This is a genomic window from Pseudomonas sp. AA-38 (assembly GCF_029457475.1).
Taxonomy (GTDB): Bacteria; Pseudomonadota; Gammaproteobacteria; order Pseudomonadales; family Pseudomonadaceae; genus Aquipseudomonas.
In genome coordinates this window covers 1,184,185-1,197,799 of sequence record NZ_CP120359.1, presented here as the reverse complement: position 1 = coordinate 1,197,799, position 13,615 = coordinate 1,184,185, and the positions used below count along the sequence as shown (strand labels likewise).

Genomic DNA, 13,615 nt, shown 5'->3' with positions numbered 1-13,615 from the left:
TCAATAGCCGCTGTAGATCAGCCCCAGGGCTGCCTGGCGCACGGCCTGCAGATCCACGGGTTTGCTCAGGCAGAGCGAAGCGCCACGTGCCATCGCGTCCTCGAACAGCCGAGTATCGGCCACCGCGCTGATCACCATGACCGGCACCTCGCGCAGGCGCGGTTCGGCGCGCATCGCGTCGAGCACCTCCAGCCCGCTGCCATCGGGCAGATCGATGTCCAGCAGCACCAGTGCCGGCACGCTGCCCTGCAGCTCAGCCAGAGCACTCTGCCGCGAGCTCACGCCACGCACTTCGGCGAACTCGCGCAATGCCTCCTGCAATATGCGCTGACAGGCCGGGTGATCTTCGACGCAGAGCACCTGCACCAAGCTGGGCGCAAAGCGTGCCGGCTGCAGTTTCTCTCCCAGCATGGGTTCATCGGGCCGCGCCGCGCTGGGTAGATCGAGCCAGAAGCGACTGCCTATCCCCACCTCACTCTGCACACCGACTTCACCCTGCATCAGGCTGGCCAGCTCACGGCAGAGCACCAGGCCGATGCCACTACCGGGGATGTTCGAGCTTTCCCGGCCAAGACGCTGAAAGGGCTGGAACAGTTGCTCCAGTTGCTCGTCGGACAAGCCCGGCCCGGTGTCCTCGACCCACAGACGCACGCATGCGGCACGCACCTCGTAGCCCATACGGATCATGCCTTGCGGGCTGTTGTACTTGATGGCGTTGGACAGCAGGTTAAGCAGGATCTGCCGCACTCGACGCGGATCACCCTGCACGTAGAGCGAAGGCTCGTCCGGCGCCATCACCTGGAGCTGTAACTGCCTCTGCTGCACCTCCGGCTGCACCAGCTCGGCACAGCCATTGAGCAAGGTGGTGATCTCGATGGGCTGCAACTGCAGTTGCTGACGCCGACTCTCGATGCTGGAGAGATCGAGGATGTCGTCCACCAGCGAGGTCAGGTGGCGGCTGGCATTGACGATCTCGTGGGCATAATCGGCCTCCTGCGCTGCATCGGGTTTGTCCTGTGTCTCGATCTCGATCAACTGGGCGAAACCATGAATGGCGTTGAGTGGCGTACGCAGCTCATGGCTCATGCTCGACAGGAATCGGCTCTTGGCCTGGCTGGCGGAATGAGCCTCGAGGCTGGCCCGGCGTAGTTCTTCCTGCACCTGCTTGAGGCGGGTGATATCCACATGGGTGCCGGCAATGCGCTGCGGCCAGCCACTTTCGTTGCGCGCCAGCAATCGCCCACGGCTGAGTAGCCAGGCGTACTCGCCGTGGCGGTCGAGGTAGCGGTACTCGGCATCGAAGTACTCCTCGCCCTGCTCGGCGAACAGCAAGCGTAAATGGCGCAGGCGCTCGAGATCGTCCGGGTGTACCCGGCGGTTGAACTCGCTCAGGGTCAGTTGACGAGCCCCGAGGCCAAAACGCTCGACGAAACGCTCGCTCAGCTCGATGGTCTGGCTGCACACGTCGATCTGCCAGAGGCTTTCGGTGGTGCTGTCGATCACCAGTTGCAGCAGCTCGTGGGTCTCCTGGCGCTTGCGCTCGCTGGCCTGCAGTTGCAGACCGGCACGCTGCATCGCCGCTGCCAGACGGCTGACCTCGCGTATCGGGGTTTGCGGTACCGTCGGCTGGTAGTCGCCCTGACCGAGGCTGCCGGCCATCTCGACGACTCCATCGATCGGACGCGCCAGTTGAGCACTGAGCTGGCGCGAACGCAGCCACATACCCGCGAAGAACAACAGGTAGAAGAACAAGAGCCCGGCAATCAGCAGATAACCGATCTGCAGATAATGCTCGGCCAGCAGATTGGTTTCCTCGAAGATCTGCGCTTCGTCAACCACCAGCATCAAACGCCAGCCGGTTTGCGGAATCTCGCTCCAGGCCACCAGTTGCTGACGCCCACCGAGCACGACCTCCTGCACATCGTTGGTGGACACCTGCATGGCTGCTATCAAAGGCGCCATGCCGTTGTGCTTGCTCAGGTTGAAGTCCTCGGGTTTGAGCACTTCGCGGCGCACCGCCTCGTCGTAGGAGTAGTGGGTCAGCTCACGCAGAGCGAAATCCTGCTCACCCGCCCTGGGCAGCGCCATGATGCGATTGTCCGGGCTGACCAGCATGGCATAGCCATGCCAAGGCACGTTCAGCTCCTCGATCTCGCCCAGCATCTGGTCGATGGTGATGTCGAAGCCGACCACGCCTTCGAGGAAATCGTCACGGTAGACCGGCGCGATGGCCGAAATCATCCAGCCCTGACCTGCCGGGTCGAGGTAGACCTCGGTCCAGACCACCTCGCGCAGCGGATTGTGCTGAGCATCGGCCAGGTAATAGAAGTTGTAATCCGGTATCACCATGTCATGGGGATACTGGGCGGGTGTGTCGAACCAGGGGTAGATGCGGTTGTAGCTGTCCCAACTGTTGAAGTAGAGCCCCGCCACCATGGGGTTGGCCTGGTGGATCGAACGCATCAGCGGATCGACCTGCGACAGGCGCAACGCCTTGTCATGATCCTGCTGGGCCAGGGGCGTGCTGTTGGCATAGAAGGAAGCGGCGCGGCCATCGTCGCTACGGGTATAGAACACACCACTGGACGTCACTGCATGACGCTGGCGCTCGGTGTCGTCGGGCTTGAACCCCTTGTCGAGCAAAGCCCGCAGCACAGCGTCGCGGAACACCGGTACCTGCACCTCCACCGAACGCAGGCGAGCATCGATGACCTGTGCCTCGCGCTGCGCCGCGGAGGTCAGGTCACGTACCGCTGCTTCTTGCAGATGGGCGATCTGCTCGTCACGAATCGCCTGGTTGCTCAGCAGATAGACCGCGATCAACACCGACTCCACCAGAATCAGCGGAATCAGCGCGCTCTGCACGAACGCCCGCCAGATCCATCGACGCAGAGGGTAACCGCTACTCGGCATGAGACAATTCCTCGATTGGCCCACTTGGGGCACAGAGGGCCATCATAGCCGGCCTGAACCGAATACGCAGTCGACGCGATGGAACCTTTGCCGTACACTCTCGTCACATCTGTAACCGCAAAGCTTTGGGGCCGATTAGGATTCGACGCCGGTAGCGAAGCTCGAGGTGCATGCCGACTTGGTAACAGAAGTCGTAAATCAACTGTTGCAACTTTCTATAGTTGCCAATGACGAAAACTACGAGGGCTACGCTCTCGCTGCGTAAGCGGCGCGACTAGTCCTTCTGGTAGCTTCGGCTCCAGCGATCACTAGGGGATGCCTGTAAACCCGAAGTGATTGTCATGCAGAACAGGATCGCCGCGTAGTACGTTGTGGACGAAGTGGCTAAAACTTACACAACTCGCCCAATGCACCCTGCCCGTCGGGCGGCTGAGGGTTAACTCAATAGACACGGCTAAGCATGTAGTACCAACAGTGGAGAACTGGCGGACGGGGGTTCAAATCCCCCCGGCTCCACCAATTAAAGAAAGCATAAGCCCCTGATTTTCCTAGAGAATTTCAGGGGTTTTGTTTTTTCAGGGGCAGCGAATGTCCCGAAAGTGTCACAAGAGCCACAATTCCTGCTCAATGCACAGGAACATCACACCCAGGACTCAAAAGGACTTGTTCATGACTCTCCAACTCAGCCAACTGGCGCCTCACGTGAAGACAGCTCTCGTTGTGATCAGCGGGATAGCGGCAGCGATCACATTCTACTGGCAGTTCCACCCATGGCTGACAGAGAAAACGAACAACCCCGCATTCTATGGGCGCTGGTTGAGCGAATACGAATACCCCAATGGTCCAGGCAGAGTGAACATTCGTGGGGTAATGGAGTACCTAGAAAACGGCACGTTTCGGTACAGCGGGCTAATGACTGTGAAGCTGCCTGACGTGAAAAGCCAGGTCATCTACAGAATCTCAAGCGCTGGAGAATGGGACGGGAACGATGAGCGAGTAATCATCAAGCTGAGCGATTCAAAAAGCGCTCTGGAGATGGTTGAGACTGACAAACTAAAGGTCAGCGGCGCCCAGTACACCAAGCTGATGGGAGAACCGCCGAAGTTCGCAGAAATCCCCCAGGGCACGCCTGAGCACTTCCAAGTGCACTTGATCGAACCCAATCGGATAACGTTGAGCGTGAGCGATCTGGATGGCAACCCAGTAACCTTCGATATGCTCAGGACTCCAAAGCGTATCCTCTGACAGAAGCCAACGGATTCAGCCTCACCGCCTCGGCCAAATGCTCCGGTGCAAGGTGAGCATAACGCATGGTTATAGCCAAGCTGGAGTGGCCCAGGATTTTCTGTAGCGTGAGGATGTTCCCACCCTTCTGCATGAAGTGGCTGGCGAAAGTGTGGCGGAGGGCGTGGGAGGCCTGGCCTTTTGGTAGGCGGATGGTCGTCCTGGCCAGAGCGCGGCGGATCGGGATGATGGCCGAGTTTGGCTGGCCGTGTTGCTTCCAGTGCTTGACGATCTTGGCTTCAAGCTCTGCAGTGATCGGCACCGAACGAACCTTACCGTTCTTGGTTCCGCTGAAGGTGATCACGCCATTGCGCAGGCCGGTCGGTTTCAGCTTCTCCGCCTCTGACCATCGAGCATCGGTGGCCAGACAGGTCAGGGCGATTATCTCGACGTATGGGTTGCCACAGCCGCGCCAGATTTCTTCCAGCAGCTCGACAATCTGTTCGGTGGTCAGCCAGGACAGCTCACGCTCCTGAACCTTGAGCGCACTGCCACCAACTGCTTTGCAGCTATATCCGAAAGCCCTACCCCATCTCCCCCAATTGCTGCAGCAAGCCCTTGCGCGCCTCGCGTGGGGCCAGGCCGGTCCAGCGTTTGAAGGCACGGCGGAAGTTGCGTACGTCGCTGAAGCCGGTCTGCACCGCCACTTCGGCGAGGGACAGATCATCACGCCCGAGCAGAACCAGAGCACGGGCGCGGCGGCTTTCGTCGATGATGCCCTGGTAGCTCAAACCCGCCGACTCGATGCGCCGACGCAAGGTGCGTTCGCTGATGTTGAGCTGGCGCGCCAGTTGCGCCAAGGAAGGCGGCGCGTCCAGTTGCTTGCGCACTTCGCGTTGCAGCCCTTCGATCAGTTCCGAGCGTTCCTGATCAAGCCAGCGCGCTTGCTTGAGCAGCTCGACCACCTCGGCCGCCACGGCGTCGTCCCGCGTCGCCAGCGGCATGTCCAGCCAGGCGGAATCGAACTCGATGGCGTTGATCTGCTCACCAAAGCGCACCGGGCACTCGAACAGCGCCTCGTATAGATCAGCATGAGCAGGACGCGGGTAGTCCAGGCATAGCAGGCGTGGCCTCAGCCGCGCAACGCTGAGGTGGCGCACGATGCTGAGCGAGCTGGAGAAGGCTTCCTCCATGTAGAAGGCCTGCACGTCCGGCTCGTAGAACAACGGGGTCAGCAGCAAGCGTGCGCTGTCGCCCTGGATCTCCAGATCATGGCCGAGCATCGCTCCGGCATGCCGTTGGAACTGCAGGCCCAGCTCCAGCGCCTCGCCAAGGGTCGCGCAGGCCTGCATGCCAAGGCCGACCAGACCGAGGGATACCGCGCTCTGCCGCCCACCGACGAGCAGGCCCAGGCCCTTATCGCCGACCTGCTCGATCACCCGCCGCACCAGCAGGTAGCTCTGCCGATGCGACAAACGAAAGCCAGGCCTGGCCAGGTCGGTCGGGGTGAAGCCCAGCCCCAGGCAGACGCGCTCGGCATTGCCCTGACGCTCGGCCACGACGCGCAGCAAGGCGCGCGAGACATGAGCGGGCGCCGAGGCGTTGGAAAAGCGCGGATCGGCGATATCTTTCATGGCGATGTGTTCCTCGTGACGTCGAGCGACTGGCCGATGATAAACGACAATCAGGCTGTCCGTTCTGGCCCCCTTTTCTGTCCGTCAGCGACCTGATCAAGGCGGCTGGCTGGGGATAACGTGAGCGCCACGATTCCAATAACGGAGGCGATCATGCCTAACGACGTGCCTTATGTGGATTGCGGCGACAGCGTCTGCATCATCGGCGGCGGCCCCGGTGGCCTGTGCATGGCCCGCGCCCTGAAGCGCCAGGGCCTGGATTACCAGCAGTTCGAGCGCCACAGCGATTTCGGCGGTGTATGGGACCTGGAAAACCCCGGCACGCCGATGTACGAGTCCGCGCATTTCATCTCCTCGCGCGACCTCTCCGGCTTTCTCGACTACCCCATGCCCAAGCACTTCCCGGACTACCCGAGTAACCGGCAGATCCTCGAATACCTGCGCTCCTTCGCCCTGGCCTTCGGTCTCTACGACAAGGTGCGTTTCAACACTGCAGTGGAGCGCGTGGACAAGGATGAGGACGGCCGCTGGATCGTCACCCTGAGCAATGGCGAACGCCGTCGCTACCGCGCGCTGGTGTGCGCCACCGGCTGCAACTGGGATCCGAACATGCCGGAAATCAAGGGCCATTTCAGCGGCGAGATTCGCCACTCGGTGACTTACCGCCGCCCCGAGGAATTCAAGGGCAAGCGGGTCATGATCATCGGCGCGGGCAACTCCGGGGCCGACATCGCCTGCGACGCCGCCGCCAACGCCGACAAGGCCTTGATCAGCCTGCGCCGGGGCTACCACTTCATTCCCAAACATATCTTCGGGCTGCCGGCAGACGAAGTCGGCGAGAAAGGCCCACAGTTGCCGATGTGGCTGACGCGCCTGCTGTTCGGCGGCATCCTGCGCCTGGTCAACGGCAACCTCACCCGCTTCGGCCTGCCCAAGCCGGATCACAAGCTGTTCGAGAGCCACCCGCTGCTCAACAGCCAGTTGCTGCATCATCTGCAGCATGGCGATATCCAGGTGCGCCCGGACGTCTCCCACTACGAAGGCGACCAGGTGGTGTTCAAGGATGGCAGCCGCGAAACCCTCGATCTGGTGCTCTACGCCACCGGCTACAAGTGGAGTTGCCGCTACGCCACCGACTACTTCGAGTGGAAAGGCGGGCGCCCGCAGATGTACCTCTCCATCTTCAGCCGCCAGCACCACAACCTGTTCGGCATCGGTTATCTGGAAACCAACTCCAGCGCCTACAAGCTGTTCGACAACGAGGCCCATCTGATCGCCTGCTACCTGGCCGATCAGCTCCAGCGCCCGCTCATGGCCAGGGAGTTCGAGGGGCTGATCCAGCATGACGAGCCCGATCTGTCCGGCGGCATCCAGTTCGTCAAATCGCAGCGCCACGAGGTGTACCTGGAGGTGCACGCGCTGAAGAAGCATATGCAGCGGCTGCGCCACCGCATGGGCTGGAGCGACCTGAGCGAAGGCTATTTCGCCCCCGTGCGCCAGCAACCTGGCTACGTCGCTGTCCCCCTGTCACGAGCCTCCTGAGCGAGAATCCCCATGAGCGAAGTCATTCTCATCACCGGCGCGGCAGGTGGCATCGGCCAGTGCCTGTGCCGGCAACTTATCCAGCGCGACGTGCAGTTGATCCTCGCTGATCGCGACGCTGTGCGCCTGCAAACGCTGTGCGCCAGCCTGGGCGAACGGGCCACGCCCTTCCCCCTCGACCTCACCGACGAGCAGCAGATCGAGGCGCTGATCAGCTTCATCGGCGAGCGTTTCGGCCGCCTCGATGCCCTGATCAACAACGCCGCCATCGTCCATGTCGAGCCCTTCGCCACGCGCAGTCATGCCAGCATCCGCCGCGAACTGGAGATCAACCTGCTGGCTCCGTTGCTGCTGACGCGCCAGGCGGTCGGCCTGCTGGAAGCCTCACGCAATGCGCGGGTGGTCAGCACCGTGTCGATCGCGGGTATCTTCCCCACCGCCGAAAGTCCCATCTACAGTGCCAGCAAGTTCGGCCTGCGTGGCGCCATGCTGTCGTTGGCCCTGGAGCTGGCGCCGCGTGGCATCAAGGTGTGCTGCGTGCTGCCCTCGGCCACCGACACGCCCATGCTGCGCCAGGAAGCCATCGATGGTGGCAATGCCCTGCAGTTCATGGATCCGCCGCAAGCGCCGCAAGCGGTGGCCAGCAACATCCTGCGCATGCTCGACAAGCCGAGCCTGGAGAGTGCGCCGAAACGCAGCGAACTGTGGCTGACCAAGCTGGTGATGCTCTTCCCCAACCTGCTGCCGCGCCTGCTGCCGTTGTTTCAGAGCCGTGGCGAGCGTGGTCTGCAGCGCTATCTGCAAGGCCTGGAGGCGCGCGGCCTGGCAGAGCGCAAGGACGGCAAGTGGCAGCTTATCGGCGAGGCCATCGACTGACGCCTGGGTTTTGCCAGGGATGGTGTTTACCTGCTTCGGCCTCTACAGCCCGCTGTCGGCCAGTCGAAGACGCCGCAACGCGCTGGCTGGTGCGTGGAACGCTTCTTGAATGCCGTGAAAGACCTGCGTTCCAACGGAGCATCAAGGTGCCCTACACAGCAACGGACAGGTCTTACCGAGTCGGCGTTCTGGCCTCGGCAGCCACGGGCCTGGTGGCGTTCATCCAGCAATCCGGGGGTGACCCGGATCGTATTCTCGGGCGCGCCGGCATCGACCCCGAATGCCTCAGCCAGCCGACCCTGAGCCTCGATCTGCACCAGTATTGCGCAGTGTTCGAGGAGGCCGCACGGCAGACGCACGACGCGCACTTCGGCCTGCGCTATGGGCGCCAGTTCAAGCCCGATGCCCTCGGCCTGCTCGGCTACATCGGCATGAGTTCGGCCACCCTCGGCGACGCCCTGCGCAACGTGGTACGGGCCTTTCCCTACCACCAGCAGGGCAGCCTGCTCAGGCTCGACGAGCAAGGCCCGCTGTGCCGGCTGGACTATCAGGTGCAGCACGGCAGCATCCTGCACAAACGCCAGGATGCCGAGCTGTCGCTGGGCATGTTCTTCAACCTGATGCGCCACGCCCTCGGCACGCGCTGGGCACCGGAGCAGGTGCACTTCGAGCACGCCCGCCCGGAGGCCTGGTACGAGCACTGCAAGGCCTTCGATGCACCGGCCTTCTTCGATCAACCGAGCAATGCCCTGGTGTTCCAGCGCAGCGTGCTGGAGCAGCCGATGCCGGGGCGCGACGCCCGCCTGCTGGCGCTGATGTTCGACAACCTGCGCCAACTTGCCAGCAGTACGGTCGAAGGCGCACCCCGTCACGGCCTGATGGACGAGGCCAGGCGGCAGATTCGTCTGTTGCTGGAAAGCGGCGAACCCAGCCTGGAGAAACTGGCCGACGGCCTGCGCCTGCCTAGCTGGACGCTGCAACGTCGCCTCAACGATGAAGGCCTGAACTTCTCGACCCTGCTCGACCAGACCCGCCGCGAGCTGGCCAGCCTGCACCTAGAACAGGGTGTCGCCCTGGCCGAGATCACCGCCCTGCTCGGCTATTCCGAGCTGAGCGCCTTTTCCCGCGCCTTTCGCCGCTGGCATGGGCTCAGCCCACGGCAGTGGCAGCAGGCGCGCCATTCAGGACACTGAGCTAACTTCGGGCTAGAACGGCGTCCAGTGCTTCCAGGAAACGTTCGCCCTGAGCGGCGCTCAGGCACAGTGGCGGGCGGATCTTGAGCACGTTGCTGGCGGGCCCGGAAGCGCCGATCAGCACGCCTTCGTCACGCAGGGCGTTGACCAGCCGCCGCGCGCCACGAGTATCGGCGCGCCCCTCGTCATCGAGCACATCGACACCGATGAACAGACCAGCGCCGCGCACCTCGCCGAGCTGCGGATAACGCGCGGCGAGGCTGCCAAGCCCGGCCTGGAGCAACGCCCCGACCCGCGCCGCATTGGCCTGCAAGCCTTCCGCCTCGATCACCTCCAGCACCGCCAGGCCCACCGCCGCCGCCACCGGGTTGCCACCGAAGGTATTGAAGTAGGCCGCACACTGGCCGAAGCGCTCGACCAGATGCGGCTGGCAGATCACCCCGGCCAGCGGGTGACCGTTGCCCATCGGCTTGCCCAGGGTCACCAGATCCGGCACCAGGCCATGCCGCTGAAAGCCCCAGAAGTGGCTGCCGGTGCGGCCGAAGCCGGGCTGCACTTCATCGGCGATAAACAGCCCGCCCGCCTCGCGCACAGCGGCCGCCGCCTCGGCGAGAAAGCCCGGCGGATCGGCAAACACGCCGTCGCTGGTGAACAGGGTATCGACCAGCAGAGCCGCCGGGCGAATGCCGTGCCGGCGCATGTCCGCCAGTGCCGCGCGCACCTGCGCGGCGAACTGCGCGCCCACCTGTTCTGGCCGCTGTGGCCGGTGCAGCGGCGCATCGACCAGGCGCGCATCGCCGGCCACCGGCACGTACTCGCCCATCGACGGCGACAGCTCGGCAATGGCCATGGTGATGCCGTGATAGGCGTAGCGGGTGACGATCACCCCCGTGCCGCCGCTATGGTCGCGAGCGATGCGCAGTGCCAGGTCGTTGGCCTCGCTGCCGGTGCAGGTGAACATCACGTGGGCGGGCATCTCCGGCAGGGTCGCCAGCAAGCGCTCGGCATAGTCGAGAATGCCCTCGTGCAGATAGCGGGTATGGATGTTCAGTTCGCCCGCCTGGCTGGCCATGGCTGCCACCACGTGCGGATGGCAATGCCCCACCGAGGGCACGTTGTTGTACAGATCCAGGTAGGCGCGCCCCACGCTGTCGAACACCTCGGCGCCCCGCCCGCGCACCAGATGCAGCGGCTGATCGTAGAACAACTGGTAAGCCGGCCCCAGCAGGCGTTGTCGCCGCTCCACCAGGCGCTGACGCGCAGCATCCAGAGTGGCGATCTGTTCACTCTCGAAGGCATTGACCTTGAGCATCCTGCGCCTCCGTCTCAGCCTAGCGCCTGCAACGACTCGGGCAGGATCTGCCCGCCGTCGATGATCAGGCTCTGCCCGGTGATGTAGCCCGCCTCGCGCGAGGCGAAGAACAGCGCACCGGCGGCGATGTCATCGACGCTGCCGAGGCGCCGCAGCGGCACCGAGGCGGCCATGCTCGCCACATAGTCCGCGCCCATCTCCTGCAACCCTTCGGTGAGCACGTTGCCGGGCAGCAGCGCGTTGATGGTGATGCCGTCACGCGCCAGTTCGATCGCCGCCGTGCGCATGAAGCCCAGTTGCGCCGCCTTGCTCGCGCCGTAATGGGCCCAGCCGGGGAAGCCGGTGACCGGCCCGGTGATCGACGAGGTGAGGATCACCCGCCCGTACTCGGCCTGGCGCAGATAAGGCAGCGCCGCCTGCACGCAGAGGAAGGAGCCCTTGGCATTGGTCGCCAGCACCTGATCCCAGTCCGCCTCGCTCAGCTCGTCGAGGCTGCCGGAGGGGAAGATCCCAGCATTGCAGCACAGCACATCGAGGCCGCCGAAGGCCTGCGCCACCTCATCGACCAGGTTGCGCACCGACGCCGCAACAGCCACGTCGGCGACGAAGCCCTGCACATCCAGCCCTTCTGCGCGCAAGGCCGCGACGCAGGCGGCGAGCCGTTCGCCATTGCGCGCGCTGAGCGCCACGCGCGCACCTTCACGGGCGAAGCCGCGGACGATACCCAGGCCAATGCCGGCGCTGCCGCCGGTAACCAGTACACGCTTGCCTTGCAGGGAAGTGAACATGGAGGGCTCCTCATCGAATGGATGACGCCATCCTCGCCCTGCCCCGCGCCGAACACTTGACCGCAGAGCACAAGTTGCGTGGCGAGCGATCAAATCCACCCCTGCCGGGGCGCTGTCTGTGCCGAGCGGTCAAGTTTTCGCCAGGCACGGTCAAGCCGCCAGAGCGAGCCATGGCGATGCTGGCCTCATCGTCAGTCATCAGGAGCGCCCGCCATGCTTCAGGCCGCCACCGTCGATCAGCTAGCCCAGGCCATGCTCGCGCGTTACCCCGCGTCATGCCGGGGCCGTCTGCAGTTGCTCTGCCTGTCGGAGAACGCCACCTACGCCGTGCACGGCGTAGGCGTGCGCCATGTGCTGCGCCTGCACCGCCCGGCCTACCACAGCGCTCAGGCGATCCGCAGCGAACTGCACTGGCTCGACGCCCTGCGCGCCTCAGGCGTGGAAGTGCCCAAGGCCCTGCCCGGCCTGGATGGCGACTGCCTGCAACAGCTCGAACTGGCCGGTGAGACCCGCCATGCCGTGCTCTTCGAGTGGATCGACGGTACGGAGCCTGATCCCCGGCAGAATCTGCTGGCCTCGTTCGAGCGCCTGGGTGCGATCAACGCCCGCCTGCATCGCCAGGCGCGCGACTGGCCTTTGCCAGCAGGCTTCGAGCGCCTGCACTGGGATCACGCCAGCATGCTCGGCGCCGATGGCCACTGGGGCGACTGGCGCCAGGCACCCAATCTGAGCGCGGCGCAGCAGCCACTGATCGAGGCCACGCTATTGCGCCTGGCTGAGGAGCTGGCCGCCTATGGCCAGGGCAGCGAACGCTTCGGCCTGATCCACGCCGACCTGCGCCTGGCCAACCTGCTGGTGCAGGGCGAGCGCACGCGGGTGATCGACTTCGACGACTGCGGCTTCGGTTGGTACTTGCACGACCTCGCCTCAGCGCTGAGCTTTCATGAGGATCATCCAGACGTGCCGCGCTGGGTCAGCCACTGGCTGCAGGGCTACACCCGCGAGCATGGCCTGAGCGACGCCGAGCTGGCGATGATTCCCGCCTTCGTCGTGCAACGCCGCCTGCAACTGCTGGCCTGGACCGGCACCCACGCCGAAACCCTCACCGTGCAGGAGCTAGGGCCGGACTGGGCCAGCCGCTGCCTGCCGCTGTGCGAGGCCTATCTGGAGGGGCGGCTGCGCCTCTACTGAGCCGGGCGCAACAGCACCTCGCTCAAGGCCTGCGCGGCGCTGGATAGCTGGCGCCCGGCCAGGTGCAGCAGGCCGACGCGGCGCGACACCTGCGGCTCGCTCAGCGGCAGGCAGCGCGCGCCGAGGTCTTCCATCTGCTGCCGGCACAGTTGCGGCACGGCGCTGACGCCCAGGCCTTCGGCGACCATGCGCCCGACCGTGACCAACTGATGGCTCTCGAAGGCCACCGGCAGCTTGCCGTGACGGGCGATCACGCTGTCTTCCAGCAGCAGGCGCACCGCCGATGGCCGCTGCAGGGTGATGAAGGGCTGCTCCAGCAACTGCGCCCAGGTCAGCGCTTCGTGGTCGGCCAGATGGCTGGCTGCCGGCACCACGGCGACGAAACGATCCTCGTACAGCGGCGTAAATTGCAGGCCATCGAGGGTCGCCGGCTCGAAGGCGATGCCCAGCTCGACGCGGCCGTCGCGCACCATCTCCATCACCTGTTCGTTGATCACGTCGTGCACCGCCACGTTGACCCGTGGATAGGCGTCGCGAAACGCGCGTAGCACCGCCGGCAGGCGGTTACCGGCGAACGACGGCATGGCCGCCACCGCCACCTTGCCCATCTGCAGGGTGAAGTGCTGGCGCAGCAGATCCTCGGCGTTGTCCCAGTCGGCCAGCAGGCGCACGGCAATCGGCAGCAGCGTCTCGCCTTCGGGGGTCAGCGCCACGCTGCGGGTAGTGCGCACCAGCAACTGGCCGCCGAGCGCTTGCTCCAGATTCTTGATCGCCAGGCTCAGCGCCGGCTGCGACAGATGCAGACGCTCGCAAGCCTGGGCAAAGCTCAGGCTCTGCGCCACGGCGAGAAAGGCGCGTAGCTGCTTGACGGTCATTGATTTATTTACCTGATCAATCAAGAGGAAAAACAAACTTAACAAATAAGCTCACAGCGCAGAAGCT

Annotated in this window: 11 protein-coding genes and 1 other RNA gene; 6 read left to right on the top strand and 6 right to left on the bottom strand. The window is 64.1% G+C overall.

All coding sequences use genetic code 11. From position 1 onward, the window contains the following. Positions 1–2,913: an ATP-binding protein gene (locus tag PVE35_RS05515; protein WP_277374050.1), complete on the bottom strand. Its 2,913-nt coding sequence runs from the start codon at positions 2,911–2,913 to the stop codon at positions 1–3. A 127-nt stretch (positions 2,914–3,040) separates the two neighbouring features. Between PVE35_RS05515 and ssrA the strand changes: the two genes are divergently transcribed. Next, positions 3,041–3,432, top strand: a transfer-messenger RNA (tmRNA) gene (ssrA, locus tag PVE35_RS05510). A 150-nt stretch (positions 3,433–3,582) separates the two neighbouring features. After that, complete coding sequence (locus PVE35_RS05505) at positions 3,583–4,158, top strand: hypothetical protein (protein ID WP_268181869.1); 576 nt, start codon at positions 3,583–3,585, stop codon at positions 4,156–4,158. Here PVE35_RS05505 and PVE35_RS05500 read toward each other — a convergent pair. Next, positions 4,133–4,801 (bottom strand): tyrosine-type recombinase/integrase, encoded by a 669-nt coding sequence (locus PVE35_RS05500; RefSeq protein WP_268181867.1) that lies wholly within the window; start codon positions 4,799–4,801, stop codon positions 4,133–4,135. The two genes, PVE35_RS05505 and PVE35_RS05500, sit on opposite strands and share 26 nt — an antisense overlap. Next, positions 4,722–5,771: an AraC family transcriptional regulator gene (locus PVE35_RS05495; RefSeq protein ID WP_277374049.1), complete on the bottom strand. Its 1,050-nt coding sequence runs from the start codon at positions 5,769–5,771 to the stop codon at positions 4,722–4,724. Before PVE35_RS05495 ends, PVE35_RS05500 begins: the two co-directional genes overlap by 80 nt. A gap of 153 nt (positions 5,772–5,924) precedes the next feature. On the opposite strand from PVE35_RS05495, the gene PVE35_RS05490 reads away from it, so the two are divergent. The 3 genes from PVE35_RS05490 (at position 5,925) to PVE35_RS05480 (ending at position 9,382) form a co-directional block, all read left to right on the top strand. Continuing rightward, complete coding sequence (locus tag PVE35_RS05490; protein ID WP_277374048.1) at positions 5,925–7,313, top strand: NAD(P)-binding domain-containing protein; 1,389 nt, start codon at positions 5,925–5,927, stop codon at positions 7,311–7,313. A 12-nt stretch (positions 7,314–7,325) separates the two neighbouring features. Then, a complete protein-coding gene (locus PVE35_RS05485) occupies positions 7,326–8,189 on the top strand; it encodes an SDR family oxidoreductase (protein WP_277374047.1) in 864 nt (287 codons plus the stop codon). Positions 8,190–8,335: 146 nt separating this feature from the next. Beyond that, positions 8,336–9,382 (top strand): AraC family transcriptional regulator, encoded by a 1,047-nt coding sequence (locus PVE35_RS05480; RefSeq protein ID WP_268181861.1) that lies wholly within the window; start codon positions 8,336–8,338, stop codon positions 9,380–9,382. Position 9,383: 1 nt separating this feature from the next. On the opposite strand, the gene PVE35_RS05475 is transcribed toward PVE35_RS05480, so the two are convergent. Together PVE35_RS05475 and fabG are read right to left on the bottom strand one after the other, a co-directional pair. After that, positions 9,384–10,694 carry an aminotransferase class III-fold pyridoxal phosphate-dependent enzyme gene (locus PVE35_RS05475; RefSeq protein WP_277374046.1) on the bottom strand — a complete coding sequence of 437 codons (1,311 nt, stop codon included), beginning with the start codon at positions 10,692–10,694 and terminating at the stop codon, positions 9,384–9,386. A gap of 14 nt (positions 10,695–10,708) precedes the next feature. Beyond that, a complete protein-coding gene (fabG, locus tag PVE35_RS05470; protein WP_277374045.1) occupies positions 10,709–11,482 on the bottom strand; it encodes a 3-oxoacyl-ACP reductase FabG in 774 nt (257 codons plus the stop codon). Between the two features lie 213 nt (positions 11,483–11,695). On the opposite strand from fabG, the gene PVE35_RS05465 reads away from it, so the two are divergent. Next, entirely contained in the window at positions 11,696–12,673 is a 978-nt protein-coding gene (locus PVE35_RS05465) for a phosphotransferase (RefSeq protein ID WP_277374044.1), read from the top strand. Here PVE35_RS05465 and PVE35_RS05460 read toward each other — a convergent pair. Continuing rightward, a complete protein-coding gene (locus tag PVE35_RS05460) occupies positions 12,667–13,548 on the bottom strand; it encodes a LysR family transcriptional regulator (RefSeq protein ID WP_277374043.1) in 882 nt (293 codons plus the stop codon). The genes PVE35_RS05465 and PVE35_RS05460 overlap by 7 nt on opposite strands. Positions 13,549–13,615 lie beyond the last annotated feature (67 nt).